Annotated in this window: 14 protein-coding genes, 3 tRNA genes and 2 pseudogenes; 9 read left to right on the top strand and 10 right to left on the bottom strand. The window is 66.5% G+C overall.

Going from position 1 to position 19,020, the window contains the following annotated elements; all coding sequences use genetic code 11:
* Positions 1–87 precede the first annotated feature (87 nt).
* Positions 88–714, top strand: a complete 627-nt coding sequence (locus C5O79_RS08260) for a ParB-like protein (RefSeq protein ID WP_047850977.1) — start codon at positions 88–90, stop codon at positions 712–714.
* Positions 715–721: 7 nt separating this feature from the next.
* A complete protein-coding gene (locus C5O79_RS08255) occupies positions 722–2,452 on the top strand; it encodes a SulP family inorganic anion transporter (RefSeq protein WP_122473858.1) in 1,731 nt (576 codons plus the stop codon).
* Positions 2,453–2,474: 22 nt separating this feature from the next.
* Here the strand turns inward: C5O79_RS08255 and C5O79_RS08250 are convergent, their stop codons facing one another.
* The 8 genes and pseudogenes from C5O79_RS08250 to C5O79_RS08215 form a co-directional block, all read right to left on the bottom strand.
* Positions 2,475–3,410: a carbohydrate kinase gene (locus C5O79_RS08250; RefSeq protein WP_122474531.1), complete on the bottom strand. Its 936-nt coding sequence runs from the start codon at positions 3,408–3,410 to the stop codon at positions 2,475–2,477.
* Between the two features lie 127 nt (positions 3,411–3,537).
* Positions 3,538–4,482: an ABC transporter substrate-binding protein gene (locus C5O79_RS08245; RefSeq protein ID WP_046545530.1), complete on the bottom strand. Its 945-nt coding sequence runs from the start codon at positions 4,480–4,482 to the stop codon at positions 3,538–3,540.
* Between the two features lie 82 nt (positions 4,483–4,564).
* On the bottom strand, positions 4,565–5,602 hold the full coding sequence (locus tag C5O79_RS08240; RefSeq protein WP_039358899.1) for a ribose ABC transporter permease: 1,038 nt from the start codon (positions 5,600–5,602) through the stop codon (positions 4,565–4,567).
* Between the two features lie 44 nt (positions 5,603–5,646).
* Positions 5,647–7,200 (bottom strand): sugar ABC transporter ATP-binding protein, encoded by a 1,554-nt coding sequence (locus C5O79_RS08235; protein ID WP_046545531.1) that lies wholly within the window; start codon positions 7,198–7,200, stop codon positions 5,647–5,649.
* Positions 7,187–8,434, bottom strand: a complete 1,248-nt coding sequence (locus tag C5O79_RS08230; protein ID WP_122474532.1) for an ROK family protein — start codon at positions 8,432–8,434, stop codon at positions 7,187–7,189. The genes C5O79_RS08235 and C5O79_RS08230 overlap by 14 nt, the downstream gene beginning before the upstream one ends.
* Positions 8,435–8,775: 341 nt before the next feature.
* Positions 8,776–8,862: transfer RNA gene (locus C5O79_RS08225), tRNA-Leu, on the bottom strand.
* 238 nt (positions 8,863–9,100) lie between these two features.
* Positions 9,101–9,187: transfer RNA gene (locus C5O79_RS08220), tRNA-Leu, on the bottom strand.
* 112 nt (positions 9,188–9,299) lie between these two features.
* A pseudogene (locus tag C5O79_RS08215) lies at positions 9,300–10,287 on the bottom strand (aliphatic sulfonate ABC transporter substrate-binding protein).
* A gap of 162 nt (positions 10,288–10,449) precedes the next feature.
* On the opposite strand from C5O79_RS08215, the pseudogene C5O79_RS38520 reads away from it, so the two are divergent.
* Positions 10,450–10,764: pseudogene (locus C5O79_RS38520) on the top strand (hypothetical protein); the annotation flags it as partial.
* On the opposite strand, the gene C5O79_RS08205 reads toward C5O79_RS38520, so the two are convergent.
* Positions 10,718–10,804: transfer RNA gene (locus tag C5O79_RS08205), tRNA-Leu, on the bottom strand. The pseudogene C5O79_RS38520 and the gene C5O79_RS08205 sit on opposite strands and share 47 nt — an antisense overlap.
* A 249-nt stretch (positions 10,805–11,053) precedes the next feature.
* Here C5O79_RS08205 and rnr point away from each other — a divergent pair.
* The 6 genes from rnr (at position 11,054) to C5O79_RS08175 (ending at position 18,256) form a co-directional block, all read left to right on the top strand.
* Positions 11,054–13,522 carry a ribonuclease R gene (gene rnr, locus C5O79_RS08200; RefSeq protein ID WP_046545534.1) on the top strand — a complete coding sequence of 823 codons (2,469 nt, stop codon included), beginning with the start codon at positions 11,054–11,056 and terminating at the stop codon, positions 13,520–13,522.
* Positions 13,523–13,670: 148 nt separating this feature from the next.
* Entirely contained in the window at positions 13,671–14,414 is a 744-nt protein-coding gene (gene rlmB, locus C5O79_RS08195) for a 23S rRNA (guanosine(2251)-2'-O)-methyltransferase RlmB (RefSeq protein WP_039358863.1), read from the top strand.
* Positions 14,415–14,511: 97 nt separating this feature from the next.
* The gene (locus C5O79_RS08190; protein ID WP_046545535.1) at positions 14,512–15,384 is read left to right on the top strand and encodes an N-acetylmuramoyl-L-alanine amidase; all 873 of its coding nucleotides are present in this window, start codon (positions 14,512–14,514) and stop codon (positions 15,382–15,384) included.
* Between the two features lie 92 nt (positions 15,385–15,476).
* A complete protein-coding gene (rpiA, locus tag C5O79_RS08185; RefSeq protein ID WP_046545536.1) occupies positions 15,477–16,172 on the top strand; it encodes a ribose-5-phosphate isomerase RpiA in 696 nt (231 codons plus the stop codon).
* Positions 16,173–16,451: 279 nt separating this feature from the next.
* Positions 16,452–17,168 (top strand): FCD domain-containing protein, encoded by a 717-nt coding sequence (locus C5O79_RS08180; protein ID WP_046545537.1) that lies wholly within the window; start codon positions 16,452–16,454, stop codon positions 17,166–17,168.
* 101 nt (positions 17,169–17,269) lie between these two features.
* Positions 17,270–18,256 carry a Gfo/Idh/MocA family oxidoreductase gene (locus tag C5O79_RS08175; RefSeq protein ID WP_122473859.1) on the top strand — a complete coding sequence of 329 codons (987 nt, stop codon included), beginning with the start codon at positions 17,270–17,272 and terminating at the stop codon, positions 18,254–18,256.
* 53 nt (positions 18,257–18,309) lie between these two features.
* Here C5O79_RS08175 and C5O79_RS08170 read toward each other — a convergent pair whose 3' ends face one another.
* A complete protein-coding gene (locus C5O79_RS08170) occupies positions 18,310–19,002 on the bottom strand; it encodes an amino acid ABC transporter permease (protein ID WP_046545539.1) in 693 nt (230 codons plus the stop codon).
* Positions 19,003–19,020: the final 18 nt, after the last annotated feature.

Genomic DNA, 19,020 nt, shown 5'->3' with positions numbered 1-19,020 from the left:
ACCGGAGGCGTATCGAGGTCACGACGTATTAACGGCTCGTGCGATCAGGAGTATCGTTGCCGGAATTTCGCAACATGGGGTACGACCATGGCTCTCGGCAACGACGTTCACCTGATTCCCGTCAAGCTTGAAGAACTGCGTCCCACGCAGATGACGGTCGGCTATCGCGAAGTGAAGGCGAAGCGCAAGCACTGGAAGGCGCTCAACAAGCGCGCGCGCAAGGCTGCGATCGAATCGCACTGGTTCCCGGCCGTGCTTGGCCCGGGCGGGCTGCACTACATCACCGACCACCACCACCTCGGCCTCGCGCTGATCGAGGAAGGCGAGGCACGCGTGAACGCGATGCTGCTGAAGGACCTGTCGTGGCTCGACGACACGATCTTCTGGCGGATGATGGAACACAACCAGTGGGTGCATCCGTTCGGCGCGGACGGCACGCGTCGCGACTATGCGAATCTGCCGAAGGCGCTGACGGGGCTCGTGGACGATCCGTACCGGAGCCTCGCCGGTGAACTGCGCACGGCGGGCGGCTATGCGAAGGATGCGACGCCGTTCAGCGAATTCCTGTGGGCCGACTACCTGCGCCAGCACGTGTCGCTCGACCAGATCCGCAAGAACTTCGCGAAGGCGCTCGACATCGCACTGCATCGCGCGCATGAGCAGGATGCACGCTATCTGCCCGGCTGGTCGGGCGTCATCGCCGTCAAGCCCTGACCGCCTCATGACGACCGCCCCGATCCGCCCCGATGCCGGCCCGCAACATGCCGACCATTTCGCCGCGCTCGACGCGGCCTCGCCGCCGGCCACGCGACGCATCGGTCTCGATGCGCTGGCCGGCCTGTCGATCGCGGGGCTGCTGATCCCCGAGGCGGTCGCGTACGCGGGGCTCGCGAACCTGCCGCCGCAGGCCGGTCTCATCGCGTTGCTGTCGGGGCTCGTCGTCTATGCGCTCACCGGCAGCAGCCGCTTCGCGATCGTGTCGTCGACGTCGTCGTCGGCCGCCGTGCTCGCGGCGACGGTGCTAGCGGAGTCGGGGATGGCGCTTGCGGCGCAGCTCGCGCTCGCGGCGGCGCTCGTCGCAATGACGGGCGTGCTGTTCATCCTGGCGGGCGCCGCGCGGCTCGGCGGCATGTCGGACTTCGTCGCACGGCCGGTGTTGCGCGGCTTCACGTTCGGCCTCGCGCTGACGATCGTCATCAAGCAGTTGCCGAAGATCCTCGCGATCTCCGTGCAGCACAGCGATGCGCCGCATGTCGCGCTCGACCTGATCACCGGCGCGCCGCATGCGAATCTCGCGAGCGTCGTAGTCGGCGCAATCGCACTGGCGTTGCTGTTCGCGCTCGGGCGGAGCTCACGCGTGCCCGCGACACTCGTCGTGATCGTGCTGTCGATCGCAGCCGGTTATGCGATCGACTGGCAGCGATACGGGATCGCGATCGTCGGCCACATCGATTTCAAGCATATCGAGTTCGGCCTGCCGGCCCTCGACCGCAACGCGTGGATGCAGACCATCGAGCTTGCGTTCGCGCTGATGCTGATCCTGTACGCGGAATCGTACGGGTCGATCCGCAACTTCGCGTTGAAGCATGGCGACAGCGTGTCGCCGAACCGCGACCTCGTCGCGCTCGGCTGCGCGAACCTCGTGTCGGGCCTGCTGCACGGGATGCCGGTCGGCGCCGGCTATTCGGCGACCTCGGCGAACGAAGCGGCCGGTGCGCAGTCGCGCTTTGCCGGCCTGTGGGCGGCGGGCGTGGTCGCGCTGATCGTCTGGCTGCTGCTGCCGCAGCTCGCGCGCACGCCGGAGCCCGTGCTCGCGGCGATCGTGATCTTCGCGGTCAGCCACTCGCTGCATCCGTCGGTATTCCGGCCGTACTGGGCCTGGCACCGCGACCGGCTCGTCGTGATCGCCGCGCTGCTCGCGGTGCTGGTGCTCGGCGTGCTGCACGGGCTGCTCGCGGCCATCGGCGTGAGCCTGCTGCTGACGCTGCGCAAGCTGTCCGAGCCGAACGTCAGCGTGCTCGGCAGGCTGCGCGACAGTCACGATTTCGTCGACGTGGCGAGCCATGCCGACGCGAAGCCGGTGCCGGGCGTGCTGATCGTGCGGCCCGAGGCGCAATTGTTCTTCGCGAATGCGGACCGGATGCTGAACCGCGTGCGTGCGCTGATGAAGGCCGCGCCGGACGCGCATACCGTGATGCTGAGCCTCGAGGAAACGCCGGACATCGACAGTACGACGATCGAGTCGCTACGCACGTTCGCGGCCGAATGCACGGCGCGCGGCTTGCGGCTCGCGATCGTGCGGCTCAAGGTGCACGCGCTGCACGCGCTGCGCCGTGCGGCCGACGATACGCTGCACGACGATGCGATGTCCGAACTGAGCGTCGACGAGAGCCTGCAACTGCTGCAGGCCGGGATGCCGCCGGACGGCAGCGGCGGCACGACCGCCGCGTGACGAGGCGGTGCGCCGGCGCGCGCTATGGCGAAACCACGGCGTCGGCGGAGCGATCGATCATGGCGGTCACTTCGGCCGCCGTCGGCGCATAGGCGCCTGCATGCGCACAGGCGACCGCCGCGCATGCGGCTGCGTAGCGCAGATGCTCGGCGGCTGATGCATCGGGACGCGTGAGCTGGCTCGCGAGCCAGCCGCCGATGCTTGCATCGCCGCAGCCGACGGTGTCGGCTACTTCGGTCGGGAACGCGGGCTGGAACAGCGCGATGTCGCGATGCAGGAACTGCATGCCGGATGCCCCGCGCGTGACGAGCATCGCGGCGTCCGGCGCCCACGTGCGCAATTGCGCGAGCGCGGCGGCTTCATCGAGCTCGGGAAACAGCCCGCGCAGATCCTCGTCGGATACCTTGATCCAGTCGGCGAGCCCGGCCAGTCGGCGCAGTGTGTCGCGATACGACGGCGCGGCCATCGGTGCGCGGAAGTTCGGGTCGAACGAGATCCGCTTGCCGGCCGCCCGCGCCGCTTGCGCCACGTCGATCAGGCGCGACGCGAGCGGCTCGCGCACGACACCGAGCGAGCCGACGTGCACGATCTCGGCCGCGTCGAGTGCGCCGGCGGGCAGATCCGCAGGATCGAACGCGAGATCGGCGCTGTTTTCGCCGATGAAGAAGTAGTGGGGCGGCTGCTTCGACACGACCATCGCGAGCAGCGGCGCGCGATCGACCTGCCGGATGAAGCGCGGGTCGAGCCCCGCGTCGGCGCTCTTGCGCATCAGCTCGTCACCGAAGGTGTCGCGGCTGACCGTGCCGGCGAAGGCCGTCGGCACGCCGAGTCGCGCACCGACGCGCGCGACGTTCCAGCATGAGCCGCCGGCGACGCTGTGCCAGTGCTGCGCGTCGTCGCGGATGAAATCGGTCAATGCTTCGCCGAATACGATCAGGCGGGGAAACGTCGTCGTCATGTCGAAACCTTGTGCCGCGGCGGTGTGCGCGGCGATGCAGCGATTGATCTGAAAAGGCGGGCAGTGCGGGCCGTCGCATGCTGCGACGCGGCCCGACACCGCCCGGTTGCGAGGACGGGCGGCGCGATCAGCGCGGGGTGCTCCAGCCCTTGTAGCTCTTCACGTTGTCGCGCGTGATGAGCGTCGGCTCGATCAGGATCATCGGGTTGGCCGGCTTCTGGCCGTTCATGATGCCGTAGCCGACGTTGACGGCCTGCTGCGCCATCGCCCACGGATCCTGGCTCGACGACGCCTGCACGAGCGTATTCGACTTGAGCGCGACCTCGATATCGGGCGCGCCGTCGACCGACGTGATCACGATGTTCGGGCGGTTCAGCTGTTTCGCGGCGAGATCGCTGCCGATCGCCTGAGGGTCGTTGATCGTGAACACCGCGTCGAGCTTCGGAAAGCGCGTCAGGTAGCCCTGCATCGCGTTCATCCCGCCTTCACGCGAGCCCTTGCCGTCCTGGTCGCTCGACAGCACCTTGATGCCGGCGCTTTTCGCGAGCACGGTCTTGCAGCCGTTGACGCGATCGATCACGGCCGATACCTGAGGGCCGTTCTCGATGATCACGTTGCCCTTGCCGTTGAGTTTCTTCGCGATGTAGTCGCATGCCAGCTCGCCGGCCTTCACGTTGTTGGTCTGCACGGTCGCGTTCGCGCCGGCCGCCGCGACGTCGACGGCGACGACCGTGATGCCGGCCGCCTGCGCCTTCTTCACCGCCGGCTCGATCGCCTTCGGATCGGTTGCGTTGAGCAGGATCATGTCGACGTGCGCGGAGATGAAGTTGTCGATCTGCGTGAACTGCTTGTTCAGGTCGTAGTCGGCCGATACGGCCGTGACTTTCGCGTTCGGGTTGATCTGCTTGGCGCGCGCTTCGGCGCCCTTGACGATCGTGACGAAGTACGGATTGCCGAGCGACCCGACCGTGACGCCGATCGATTTGAGCGGCTTGTCGGCCGCGTGCGCGGCGGAAGTGCCGAAGGCGAGTGCGCAGGCGACGGCGGTCAGGGCGGCTTTGTGCTTGAACATGTCGTTGTGTCTCCGTGAAGTTGCTTGGCAGGCGGGCGCAGGGATCGGCCTGCGCCGCCAGGTTGAATGGACGGGCAGGGGCTCAGGTACGGGCCGAATCGCGCTGGCGGTAGCGGTCGAGCGCGACGGCGCCGATGATCACGAGCCCCTTGATGATGTACTGCCAGATGTCGGACACGCCGAGCAGCACGAGCCCGTTGGTCAGTACCGCGATGATCAGCGCACCGATCAGCGTGCCGACGATCGAGCCGACGCCGCCGACGAAGCTCGTGCCGCCGAGGATCACCGCGGCGATCGCGTCGAGTTCGTACGACTGGCCGAGTTGCAGGCCGTTGGCCGCATAGAGCCGCGCGGCCGACATCACCGCGCCGAGGCCGGCGAGCAGCCCCGACGCCGCGTACACGAACAGCTGGATGGCCCGCACGTTGATGCCCGACAGGCGGGCGGCTTCCGGATTGCCGCCGACCGAATAGATGCGCATCCCGAGCACCGTGCGGCGCAGGATGAACCACGAGATCGCGATCACCGCGCACGCGATCACGACGAGCCACGGCACGCCGAGGATCGTGCCGTTGCCGATGAACGCGAACGGCAGTTGCGGATTGAACACGGTCGTGTCGTTCCCGATCAGGCGCGCGACGCCGCGCACGGCCGTCATCGCGCCGAGCGTGACGATGAACGGCGGCAGGCGCAGGAACGAGATCAGGCCGCCGTTGATCGCGCCGAACACGAGGCCGACGAGGAGCGCGAACGGTACGCCGAGCCAGCCCCAGCCGGGGATGGTCGACGCGAGCAGCGCCGCGACGGCCGCGGCGGCGAGCACCGAGCCGACCGACAGGTCGATGCCGCCCGTCAGGATCACGAAGGTCATGCCGGCGGCGAGCACGATGTTGATCGACGCCTGCTGCGTGACGATCGACAGGTTCTGCAGCGTGAAGAAGCCGTCGGTCAGAAAACCGAAGCCGATGCACAGAACCAGCAGCACCGGCAGCATGCCGGCGGTGCGGATCAGCGACTGCATGCGGGCGCGTTGATCGGCGCCGCGCAATAGCGGCGTACGGGTGGCCACCGGCTGGGCCGTCGCGGAAGCGAGGTTCCGCTGCTTGGTCGGGTTGATCATTTCGGTAACCTGAGTGTAAGAAAGAAATGAAAAAAGGGCGCGGCTCAGTGCGCGTCGGCGAGCTCGGCTTGCGAGCCGGTGGCGAGCGCGATGATGGCTTCCTGCGTGATGGGCGTGGGCGTGTAGCCGCCGAGCTCTCCGGCGATTTCCCCTTCGCGCATCACGAGCACGCGGTCTGCGACACCGATGATCTCCGGCAGTTCGCTCGAGATCACGATGACACCCACGCCGGCCCGGGCCAGTTCGTTGATGATCCGGTAGATCTCGGATTTCGCGCCGATGTCGACGCCGCGCGTCGGTTCATCGAGGATCAGCACGCGCGGCTTCGTCTCGAGCAGGCGCGACAGCAGCACTTTCTGCTGGTTGCCGCCCGACAGCGCGCCGACGTTGACGTTCGCGTTCGGCACGCGGATCGACAGCGACGCAATGGCGTCCTGCGCGCGTTCGGCACCGCGCGCGAGATCGAGTGCACCGAGCCGCGCATCGCGGTTGCAGACCGAGATGTTGATGTTGTCGCGCACGCTCATGTCGAGGAACAGGCCCTGGCGCTTGCGGTCTTCGGTCAGGTAGACGAGGCCCGCGTCGATTGCGTCGCGCGGCGAGTGCGCGCCGAACGTGCGTTCGCCCACTTTCACGTCGCCGCGCACACGTGGTTCGGCGCCGAAGATCAGCCGCGCGAGTTCGGTGCGGCCTGCACCGACGAGCCCCGCGATGCCGAGCACTTCGCCGGCGTGCAGGTCGAGGCTGCAGCCGCGCACGCGCGCGCCGTCGGCGATGTCGCGCACCGACAGCAGCAGGTGGCCGGGGTCGTACGGCGCATGTTCCTTCTTGTAGAAGCCGGAGATGTCGCGCCCGACCATCATCGCGACGAGGCGCTCGGCCGACAGCGATGCGCGTTCGAGCGTGCCGACGTACGTGCCGTCGCGCAGCACCGATACCCGGTCGGACAGCTCGTAGATCTCCGCCATCCGGTGGCTGATGTAGATGATCGCGAGACCTTCCTCGCGCAACTGGCGGATCAGGCGGAACAGGTGCTCGGTTTCGCGCGACGACAGCGGCGTGGTCGGCTCGTCCATTACGAGGATGCGTGCGCGGGTGTGCACGGCACGCGCGATCTCGACGAGTTGCTGCTCCGCGATCGACAGCGTATCGACGAGCGTGTCGGGGCCGAACGATGCGCCGAGGCGCGCGAGCACGTCCTCGCAGCCGCGCGCCATCGCCGCGCGGTCGATCGTGCCCCAGCGCCGGTTGCCGCGCCGCAGTTCGCGGCCGATGTAGATGTTTTCCGCAACGCTCAGGTTCGGCGACAGGCACAGTTCCTGGTAGATCACCGCGACGCCTGCATCGCGCGCGGCAAGCGGGCCGTCGATGTCGATGCGGGCGCCGTCGATCAGGATCTCGCCGCCGGCGTCGGCGCGGTATGCGCCCGACAGGATTTTCATCAGTGTCGATTTGCCGGCGCCGTTTTCGCCCATCAGCGAATGGATCTCGCCGGGATAGACGGTCAGGCTGACGTTGTCGAGCGCGCGCACGGCCGGGAACGTCTTGCTGATTCCGCGCATCTCGAGCAACGGGCGGTGTGACTCAGATCGCGACATGGTTGACCTCCTGCGAGTCGGTGCGGGCGCCCTTGAGGATGCCGGCCCGCGGGGAGAAGTTGAAGAACATCGGCAGCGTGGCCGCACCGATCGCACCGGCATCGGCGCCGAACGTGCCGCGTACGAGCACCGGCGTGCCGCGCGCTTCGGGCGCGGTGGCCACAAGCGCCGCGCGCAGGCGCGTCGTGACCGCGTCGAGCAGGCCCGCGTCGGTATCGGCGTCGAGCACGACCACCGGCGCATCGACCACGCACAGCACCGCGCGCAATGCCGGCGCCAGCGCGTCGACGCAATCGTCGATCCATTCGTCGACGGCGGGCAGGCCGCGAGCGATGCACGCTTCGAGATCGGCCCGGTTGTCGACCGTCTCGCCGTGATGGCGCAGATGGCGTACGAGCGCATGCAGCGATGCGCGCGCGAGCAGGATGTCCCACGGGCCGCGCGGCGGCGGCGCCGAAGCCAGCCGGCTCGGCGGCACGGGGATGACCGCAATGTCGCCTGCATTGCCGGTCACGCCGCGCAGGCAATCGCCGTCGATCGCGATGCCACCGCCGATGGCCGGCCCGATGAACAGGTAGACGAAGTCGTCGCACTGCCGGCCGTATCCGTAGAACAGTTCGGCGATCGCGGCCGCGTTGCCGTCGTTTTCGCCGAATACCGGCAGCGACAGCGTGCGGCCGAGGTCGGCCGCGAAATCGACGTCCTCCCATGCGCGGAACGTGTCGGGTGCGAGGCCGAGCTCGCGCATCCACGCGCCGAGGTTGTAGGGCTGCGCGACGCCGACGCCGGCCAGGCGGGCGCGCTCGTGGTCGGGGAGCAGCGCCTGCATCGCGTCGATGTCGTGGCGGACGATCTCGAGTACGTCGGCGGGCGGCGGCAGCAATGTGTCGTGCGAGCGGCGGCCGAGCACGTCGCCGGCGAAGTTGACGAGTGCCGTTTCGATGCGCATGCGGTCCAGATGAACGCCGATGCCGAACGCGCCGCTCGGGTCGAGGCGGATCAGTGAGGCCGGCTGGCCGCGCTGGCCTTCGGTGCGGCCAGCGAATTCGATCAGCTTCGCATCGGCGAGCGACGCGATGATGCTGCCGACTGCCGTTCCCGTCATGCTAGCGAGGCGGGCGAGGTCGGCCTTCGACGCGCTGCCTGCGCGGCGCAGCGTCTTCAGCAGCAGGCGCTCGTTGTAACGGCGCACGTTGGCCGAGTTGCTTCCCTGGCCGAAGTGCGGGCTTCGCATGGCGTCTCCTTCCATGGTGCGCCGTTCGGTGGCGCATTAAATAAATCACGTTGATTTATTTAACCGCGTGTACGGCCGCATGTCAGCCTAGGGAAATCCCGGTTTCGGGGCGGAGGCGGGGATGGTGCTGCGGGATGTCCGGAATCGGGGATGGCGTGCGGAGAAGTGGTCTGAGCGCGTGGCACCGGGGCGTTGCCCGATTTACCGCATGCCGTGCGGGCTCGCTGGCGGGTGCGCAAACCAAAGCGATTGATTTGCTCTCGAGGACCGGGGGAGGGGGTGTGTTTGCGGCACCGGAAATGAAAAAAGGCCGGCTAGAAGCCGACCTTTTCAAAAACAGATGGTGCCCAGGAGAGGACTCGAACCTCCACGATGTTGCCACCGCTAGGACCTGAACCTAGTGCGTCTACCAATTCCGCCACCTGGGCACGTTTCGCTCGTTGCTGCATCGCGAAAGAACGCAATTATAGCGTGTCCGAAGAGGCTGTCAACACAATTTCAGGTCGCGAACGAAAATACTTGAGCACGCTGGGCGGTCGAGCGAAGGAGGGGAGGTGGGCATGCGCGCCGCTTGCATCCGCGACGCCATCATCTGGCGATTGGCGCGTATTTTCGGCGCCGGAAATGAAAAAAGGCCGGCTAGAAGCCGACCTTTTCAAAAACAGATGGTGCCCAGGAGAGGACTCGAACCTCCACGATGTTGCCACCGCTAGGACCTGAACCTAGTGCGTCTACCAATTCCGCCACCTGGGCACGTTTCGCTTGTTACTGCAGTGCGAAGACCGCTATTCTAGCGTGTCGGCGGAGTCTGTCAACATAATTTCACTCAAGGTGCTAAAAATATTGCCCCTTGCGCGACGGATTCTCACACGCCGACCGGTTCGGCGCGTTTCGCCACGAAATTCCAGCGCTGCGCCTGGCTCGTGTCGACGCGGGCAGGCAGTAGCCCGGCTGCGAGAAACGTGTCGGCGATCTTCTGCTGTTCGCCGAAGTTTTGCTCGAGCACAGCACGAACGACATAGCTGCGCCGCGCGTTCGCGCGCGCGATCGTCGCGGCGTCGAGCCCCCAGATCGGCGCGAGGGTATTCGCGGCCTCCTGCGGGTGGTTGCGCAGCCACGTGCCCGCTTGCGACAACTGGTCGAACAGGGTCGAGGACATCGGGCCGCGCGGCGGCGAAACTGCTGGAGGCGAGGTAGTAGCGCTGGTACGACGCGAGTCCGTTGCCGTCGGCCAGAATCCGCACATCCGGATTCCGGTCGACCGACGCGACATAGGGATCCCACGTGATCCAGGCATCCACGCTGTCACGCTCGAACGCCGCGCGGCCGTCCGCGGGTGTCAGGTAATGGACTGCTACATCGGCTGGCCCGAGCTTCGCGCGTGCGAGCGCGGCAAGCAGCAGGTAATGACTGCCGGCTGCCTTCGTGACCGCAATGCGCTTGTCCTTGAGATCGGCGAGCGTGCGCAGCGCGCTGTCCTGCTTGACGACGATCGCCTGTGCCTTCGGTGATGGCGCCTCCTGCGCGACGTACACGAAACGCGCACGCGCGGCCTGTGCGAAGACCGGAACCGTATCGGCCACATCAGCACTGAAATCGACAGCGCCGACATTGAGCGCTTCGGTCAGCGGCAATCCGCTTGCGAATTCATGCCACGACACGCGCAGGCCGAGCGGCGCCAGTGCCTGTTCGAGCGCGCCGCGCGTCTTGAGGAGTGTGATGAGCGTCGATGACTTCTGGTAGCCGATGCGCAGCACATCAGGTGCGTTCTCGGCGTGCGTTCGGACGCCGGCGGCAGCAAGGCCGGCGGCCAGGATCACCCGCGCAAATGCGCGGCGGTTCGTCGACGTCATGGACTGTGCTCCTCGTGTTGGGTTCGTTGCATTGAAGCGAGCCGGCTAACGTACCAACGGGGCGGGCAGGCGATAACCGATAAATTCTGCTATCGATTCGGCTGGCGGGCATAAGAGAGGGCGAGGGCGGCCGATCGATGTCTTCCGCTTGCATTTGATGTGCGCATGGAGGACAAGGGGCTCGTCGAGCGGTCGCGCAGCGTGAGCGATCGGCGGGTAGTGAACCTCACGCTGACCGAAGCGGGGCAGGCGGTTGCCACGCAGATTCCGGAGATTGTGCTCAACGCCCGCTTGCGGAAATTCTCGAAGGCCGAGTTTGATGAGCTGTCCCGACTGCTGCGCAAGTTCATCGGCAAGCAAGCCGGGCGCCGTTTGCTGGCGCCGGAAATGAAAAAAGGCCGGCTAGAAGCCGACCTTTTTATAAAACAGATGGTGCCCAGGAGAGGACTCGAACCTCCACGATGTTGCCACCGCTAGGACCTGAACCTAGTGCGTCTACCAATTCCGCCACCTGGGCACGTTTTGCAGTAGCTGCTTGCTGCAAAGAAGCGAAATTATAGCGCCCCAATTATTCGTGTCAACACTTTTTTGCGATGCATCGCAAACCGGGCTCCGCCGCGCCTGCTGGCGGCATTCCGGTCTTTTGGTGACACAGGCGGGTGATAGAATGACCCGCCGCCGTCAATATAGAACTGTCTGAAGGACACCTCTATGTTGATGCCGTGCACCATCAATCAACGCAACGAGAACAACCATCGACAAACCCTTGAGCAAATATCCGTACCCCATTCCGAGCCGTGAAGAAATTCTCGGCGTGCTGCGTACGAGCGACGCGCCGCTGGCCGCCAACGACATCGCAGAAGCACTGTCGATCAAGCGTCAGGAGCGCGAGGGGTTCTTCCGGCGTGTCGCCGCGATGGAACGCGACGGCCAGATCCGCCTCGACAAGCGCGGCCATTACCAGTTGACCCATCCGTCGAACTTCGTCGCCGGGCGCGTGCAGGGGCATCGCGACGGCTACGGGTTCGTGATCCGCGACGACGGGCAGGACGACCTGTTTTTGCCGAACGGCGAAATGCAGAAGGTGATGCACAACGATCGCGTGCTCGCGCGGATCGTCGGCTACGATCGTCGCGGCCGTCCGGAAGGGCATGTCGTCGAAGTCACCGAGCGCGCGAACAAGCGCGTGATCGGCCGCCTGCTCAACGAGAACGGCGCGCTGATCGTCGCACCGGAAGACAAGCGCATCGGCCACGACATCCTGATCACGCAGAACGTGAAGAAGGCGAAGGTCGGGCAGGTCGTCGTCGTCGAGCTGACCGATTTCCCGAGTCGCCATTCGCAGCCGCTCGGCCGTGTCGTCGAGGTGCTCGGCGACATCGACGATCCGGGCATGGAAATCGAAATCGCGGTGCGCAAGTACGGCGTGCCGCACGAGTTCAGCCAGCCGGCGCTCGACGAAGCCGCCGCGCTGCCAGACAAGGTGCGGCCGACCGACCTGCGTTTCCGCGTCGACCTGCGCGACGTGCCGCTCGTGACGATCGACGGCGAGGACGCCCGCGACTTCGACGACGCCGTCTACTGCGAGCCGGTCAAGGTCGGCCGCGGCGACGGCTACCGCCTGATCGTCGCGATCGCCGACGTGTCGCACTACGTACAGCCGGGCAGCGGGCTCGATGCCGACGCGCTCGAGCGCAGCACGTCGGTCTACTTCCCGCGCCGCGTGATTCCGATGCTGCCGGAGAAACTGTCGAACGGCCTCTGCTCGTTGAATCCGCAGGTCGACCGCTGTGTGCTCGCGTGCGACATGGTGATTACCGCGCGCGGCGAGATCAAGGCGTACCAGTTCTATCCGGCGGTCATCCATTCGGCAGCGCGCCTGACGTACACCGAAGTCGCCGCCGTATTGTCGAACACGAAGGGGCCGGAGGCTGCGCGCCGCGCGGACCTGCTGCCGCACCTGCAGGATCTGTACGGCGTCTACAAGTCGCTGTTCGCCGCACGGCAGAAGCGTGGCGCGATCGACTTCGACACGACCGAGACCTACATCGTCTGCAACTCGCAGGGCAAGATCGAGCAGATCGTGCCGCGCCAGCGCAACGATGCGCACAAGCTGATCGAGGAATGCATGCTGGCCGCGAACGTCTGCGCGGCCGACTTCCTGAAGCGCAACAAGCATCCGGGCCTGTACCGCGTGCACGCGGGGCCGACGCCGGAGAAGCTCGAGAACCTGCGTGCGTTCCTGCGCGGCATGGGCCTGTCGCTCGGCGGCGGCGACAAGCCGCATGCGAGCGACTACGCGGCGCTGATGGCGCAGATCCGCGACCGGCCCGATGCGCAGATGCTGCAGCCGATGCTGCTGCGCTCGATGCAGCAGGCCGTCTACAGCCCGGACAACATTGGTCACTTCGGCCTCGCCTACGAGGCATACGCGCACTTCACGAGCCCGATCCGCCGTTATCCGGACTTGCTCACGCACCGCGCGATCTACGCGATCCTGTCGGGCAAGAAATACGTGCCGAAGGCGCCGGAAGGCTTCGAGCTGAACACCGCGCTGTCGCCGCGCGCCCGCGCGATGCAGCAGGCCGACGACGAATCGCGCGGCCGCTCGCGCTCGAACACGGCGATCTGGGAAGAACTCGGCCTGCACTGCTCGGCGAACGAGCGCCGCGCTGATGAAGCATCGCGTGACGTCGAGGCCTGGCTCAAGTGCTACTTCATGCGCGACAAGCTCGGCGAGGAGTACGGCGGGATGGTGAACGGCGTCACGTCGTTCGGCATCTTCGTGCAGCTCGACACGCTCTTCATCGAAGGGCTCGTGCACGTCACGGAACTCGGCTCGGACTACTTCCAGTACGACGAGATCAAGAACGAGCTGCGCGGTGAACGCACGGGCATCCGCTATCGCCTGTCGGATCGAGTGCGCGTGCAGGTGAGCCGCGTCGATCTCGATGCACGCAAGATCGACTTCCGCCTCGTGCGCGATACGCCGGTGAAGGCGCCGCGTCCGTCGCCCGCGCCGGCTTCCGCCGGCGGCGGTGTCGACCGCGGCAACGGCCCGCGTGTACGCGCGCTGCCGCAGGTGGAGGAGCCGGCACCGCGCCGCAAGAAGGCCGCGAGTGCGCCGAGCGTCGCGGTGAAGGAAGTGCGTGCCGCGCGCAAGAAGGGTGGCAGCGGTGGCGGTGCGGCGGCGAAGCCGACCGCGAAGAAGACACGCGCCCGCAAGAAGTATTGAGCGTTCGGGGTGGCGCCAGCGCCCGCCCTGCAGTATCGAGAGACGCCGCGTGACCGGTCATCCGCCGGCAACGCGGCGCTTTCCTTTTCCATGGATCGCGGCTGCGCGTGTCGCGCGACCGCACGTTTGATCGAAGGTTGTTCCAGTCATGTCACGTCTGAAGGTTCTTTACGGTTTTCATGCGGTGACCGCACGTTTGCGGCACGATGCATCGACGGTTGCGGAGGTGCTGTACGACCAGACGCGCCGCGACCGCCGCATGCAGGACTTCCTGCACACCGCGAAGGAAGCGGGCGTGCGGCTGATCGCGGCCGATGAAACGCGCCTGTGGGGCCTCGCGCATACCGAGCGTCACCAGGGCGTCGTGGCGCGTGTCGAGGACATCCCGCTCGCGCAGAACCTGTCCGAGCTGCTCGACGGCATCCAGGGCCCCGCGCTGCTGCTGGTGCTCGATGGTGTCACCGATCCGCACAACCTCGGTGCGTGCCTGCGTGTCGCCGATTCGGCCGGCGCGCATGCAGTGATCGCGCCGCGCGACCGTGCGGTCGGCCTGAACGCCACCGCGGCCAAGGTGGCGAGCGGCGCGGCGGATACGGTGCCGTACATCACGGTGACGAACCTCGCCCGCGCGCTGCGCGAGCTGAAGGACGCCGGCGTGTGGATCATCGGCACGTCGGACGAGGCATCGGCGACGCTCTACGAAACGAAGCTCGACGGCCCCGTCGCACTCGTGATGGGCGCGGAAGGCGAAGGCATGCGCCGGCTGACGCGCGACACCTGCGACGAAGTGATGAGCATTCCGATGGCCGGCAGCGTGGAAAGCCTGAACGTGTCGGTCGCAAGCGGCGTGTGCTTGTACGAAGCCGTGCGCCAGCGGCGCGTGAAGGGCTGACACAGCCCGTCCCGCGCGCCCTGCGCGGGCCTTGAATGACCCGAACGACGCGTGCCGCGATCCGATGCGGCACGCGGCTCTCCGGAGCTCGCGATCGATGACCCTGTTACGCATTGGTGCATCCTGCGCCGCGCTGTGCCTGGTGGCTGCCTGTACGTCGCCGTCGCTCGTCGAACGCGGTACCTACTACGCCGACACGAGCCTGCACGCGCGCGGCGCCGATGCGCGGATCCGCTTTCTCGTGATGCATTACACCGAAAGCGACGAGGCGAAATCGCTGCGCACGCTGACGGGCGATTCGGTCAGCGTGCATTACGTCATCCCGCCGCAGCCGCGCATCGAGCGCGGGATGCCGGTCGTCTACCAGCTCGTTCCGGAATCGAATCGCGCATGGCACGCGGGCGTCAGCGAGTGGCAGGGCACGACCGAGCTGAATGCTGTGTCGATCGGCATCGAGAACGTGAACCGCGGGCCGCTCGATCCGCAAAACCGCACCTGGCAACCCTATCCGCCCGAACAGGTCGCGGCGCTGACCCGGCTGTCGAAGGACATCGTCGCGCGCTACGGGATTCCGCCGACGCGCGTGGTCGGGCACAGCGACATCGCGCCGCAACGCAAGATCGATCCGGGCCCGCTGTTTCCGTGGCATGCGCTGGCCGAGGCCGGCGTCGGTGCGTGGCCGGACGAGGCGACCGTGACCGTGCGGCTCGGCGGTCGTGATCCGCATGCGCCGGTCGACGTGCGCGAACTGCAGCTCAAGCTCGCGCGCTACGGCTATGACGTGGCTACCGATGGCGTGCTCGACGCACGCACGCGACGCGTGTTCGCGGCGTTCCAGATGCATTTCAGGCCGTCCGACTATGCGGGCAACCCGGACGCCGAAACCGACGCGATTGCGCAGGCATTGCTCGACAAGTACTTCCCCGGCACGCAACCGGCGGACAACGCGTCCGCAGCGGGCGCGCCCTGAATCCGCCATGCCCCGGCACGCCGAAAAGAGCGGACCGTCATCCGAGTCCGGTAAACTGGCGGTTTTCCGCAATCCCGCAGCATTACCACTCCATGACTCAAGACGAACTCAAACGCCTCGTCGGCCAGGCCGCCGCTGATTACGTGATCCAGAACGTGCCGGAAGGCGCCGTGATCGGCGTCGGCACCGGCTCGACCGCCAACTGCTTCATCGACGCGCTCGCCGTCGTCAAGGCGCGCTATCGCGGCGCCGTGTCGAGCTCCGTCGCCACGACCGAACGCCTGAAGTCGCACGGCATCAAGGTGTTCGACCTGAACGAGGTCGACTCGCTGCAGGTGTACGTCGACGGCGCCGACGAGATCGACGCGAGCGGCGCGATGATCAAGGGCGGCGGCGGCGCGCTGACGCGCGAGAAGATCGTCGCGTCGGTGGCCGATACGTTCGTCTGCATCGCGGACGCCAGCAAGCGCGTGCCGGTGCTCGGCGCGTTCCCGCTGCCGATCGAAGTCGTGCCGATGGCGCGCACGGCGATCGGCCGGCGCGTGACCGCGCTCGGCGGCGTGCCGGTGCTGCGCGTAACGAAGGAAGGCGCACCGTACATCACGGACAACGGCAACGAGATCATCGACGTGAAGGGCCTGCAGATCGCCGATCCGCGCGGTTTCGAAGCGCAGGTGAACGCATGGCCGGGCGTCGTGACGGTTGGCCTGTTCGCCGAGCGCGGTGCGAATCTGTGCTTGCTCGGCACGGAAAACGGCGTTGAAACGATCGTATATTCGGCTAATTGAAAGATAAGACAAGCAGTCCGTAATGAAATGCCGCACGTCGTAATGGACTGAATGTTTAAATCTTGTGGAAATCGGGGCCCGGTAGGCGCAATGCGCTTCCCGGGCCTTATTTTTAGCCGTATAAATCACCCCGTCAAAAAGAGGGATAACCCTGTCAGGTGTTTACCAGATAGCGAAATATCCTCGAACTCATCAACTTATAGATCATAAGAACAGTCGTAACCAGGGCCGGCGGAACTGCGGAGCAGGTGTTCGCAAATCGACGCACGGGGAGGTGTCATGGAGCAGGGCAAAGACCGGTCACTGGTCGCCAAAGTGATGGATGGGCTTGTCTCGGGTATCGTCGAGGACAAGTACGGCGGCATCTTGCCGCCGCAGGACGTGCTGTCGAAAGAGTTCGATGTGAGTCGCACCGTGATGCGGGAAGCGCTATCGATGTTGCTTGCACGCGACATGCTCGACGTGCGTCCGAAAGTCGGCACGCGCGTGCGGCCGATGCGCGACTGGCGGATGATCGACGAAGACGTGGTGAGCTGGCGATTCCGGGCGAAACCCGATCCGCAGTTCATGCGCGACGTCATTGAATTCCGGATGCTGATCGAGCCGCGCGCGACCGCGCAGGCGGCGGTGCGTGCGACGGCCGCCGACATTGCAGGCATCCGCGAAGCGTTCGATGCGTTCAAGGTGCTGCAGCCGGGCGACCCCGGCTACGACACGGCGGACGAGTTGCTGCACACGCGGATCGTGCAGGCGAGCGGCAACCAGTTCTTTCAGCAGATGGCGGCGATCGTGCGCGGTGCGGTGCGTCTCGTGAATCCGCGTGTCGTGCAGAAGGAAGGTGCACACGACATCGTCGTGAAGGCGCATGCACGTGTGGTCGACGCGATCGAGCGTCGCGATCCGCGCGAAGCCGAAGCCGCTTCGCTCGCGCTGATCGATTTCAGCGCCGACGAGATCTCGCGCGATTTCTCCGTCGACGTGCCCATGCGCGCCTGACGCTGCGCGAGTCGCTCATCCGTGTGCCGCCGGGCCGTTTATCATGACGGCCGGCCGGCAGCGTGCCGGCTACCGTCATACGACCGACACGGACGATCAGGATGAACGACAACGACCAACGCACGGTGCGCTTCGGCATCATTGGCGCAGGCAGCATCGCGCGCCGTTTCGCGCAAAGCCTCGCGCATGTGCCGGGCGCCACGCTCGCCGGTGCCTGGGCTCGCCGCGCCGATGCCGCGACAGACTTTTGCGAAGCGTACGGCGGTACGCCTGCCGCAAGCCTCGACGCACTCCTCGCGAGCGATATCGACGCGATCTACATCGCGACGCTCCATGACAGTCACGCGCAGTACACGCTGGCCGCGCTTGCTGCCGGCAAGGCCGTGCTGTGCGAAAAGCCTGCGACGCTGAACACGGCGCAGCTCGACACCGTGCTGCGTGCGGCACGCGACGCCGGGCGGCTTTTCATGGAGGCGATGAAGCCGCCGTTCTTCCCGCTGTATCGTCAGTTGCGCGCGCATCTGCATGACGATCCGATCGGCGAGATCCGGCTCGTGCGGGCAGGGTGCGCGTCGTCGTCGGTACCGGACGACCATTCCGTCTATCGCCTCGATCGCGCGGGCGGCGCACTGCTCGATATCGGGATCTACGAGGCGTTTCTCGCGGTCGACTGGCTCGGCGCGGCGCTCGACGTGCAGACGCTCGGCCGCGTCGGGGCAACGGGCGTCGACCTGTTCGCGAGCCTGAACAGCGTGCACGCGAACGGCGGGATCGCGCAGATTTTTTGCGGGCTCGACGTGATGGGCCGCGGCGACGCGTTGATCGCCGCGCCCGGCGGCCACGTGACGATTCACGAGAAGTGGTGGAACCCGGCGCGCGCGACGATCCGTTATGCGGATGGGCGCACCGTCGAACTCGACGCACCGGTCGACGGCGGCGGGCTGAACTACGAGACCGCGCATTTCTGCGAGCTGCTGCGCGCGGGCGAGACCGAAAGCCCGATCATGACGCACGACCATTCGCGGCAGATGATCGCGATGACCGATGCCGCGCGAGCGACGCTCGGCGTGCGTTATTCGGGCGAGTAAGCGGGACGGCGGGAGCCGGGCACGCGCGAGCGTGCCCGGCGGACGGTGTGCGCTTAGTGCCGCGACGGCAGCGACAAGCGTTTTTCGTACCAGCGCTGCACCCATTCGAGGACCTGGCACAGGATCCAGTACACGGCGGCGGCGGCCAGATAGAGCGGCAGCGGCTGATAGGTTGCCGCGATCACTTCCTGCGCGCTGCGCAGCAGTTCGGTCACGGTGATCACGGACACGAGCGACGTGTCCTTGATCAGGCTGATCAGGCTGTTCGACAGGCTGGGCACCGCGATGCGCAGCGCCTGCGGGCCAATCACGTAGCGCAGCGTCTGCCCCCACGACAGCCCGAGGCTGTACGCGGCGAGCCATTGGCCACGCGCGATCCCATTGATCGCGCCGCGCATGCTTTCCGACATGTAAGCCGCGACGTTCGCGGACAGCGCGATGACGCCGGCGGGCGTCGGGTCGAGCGAGATGCCGAGGCTCGGCAGCCCGTAGTAGATGACGAAGATCTGCACGAGCAGCGGCGTGCCGCGCATCAGGCTCACGTACGCACGTGCCAGCCACGCGAGCGCGTTGACCCAGATGCGTTCGAAGCCGTCGAGCGCTTCGCTTTGCCGGATGCCCATCATCGCGAGCACGACGGCGCCAAGCAGGCCGAACACCATCGACAGCACGGCGAACTTGACGGTCAGTACGGCACCCTGGGCGAGCACCGGCAGCGATTGGACGAGCAGGGACGTTGTCGACATGGAATACGAAGCGAATGC

Origin of the sequence: Burkholderia sp. SRS-25, from assembly GCF_004343765.1 — a bacterium.
Classification (GTDB): Bacteria; Pseudomonadota; Gammaproteobacteria; order Burkholderiales; family Burkholderiaceae; genus Burkholderia; species Burkholderia contaminans.
This window is presented reverse-complemented; position numbering and strand designations above follow the sequence as displayed.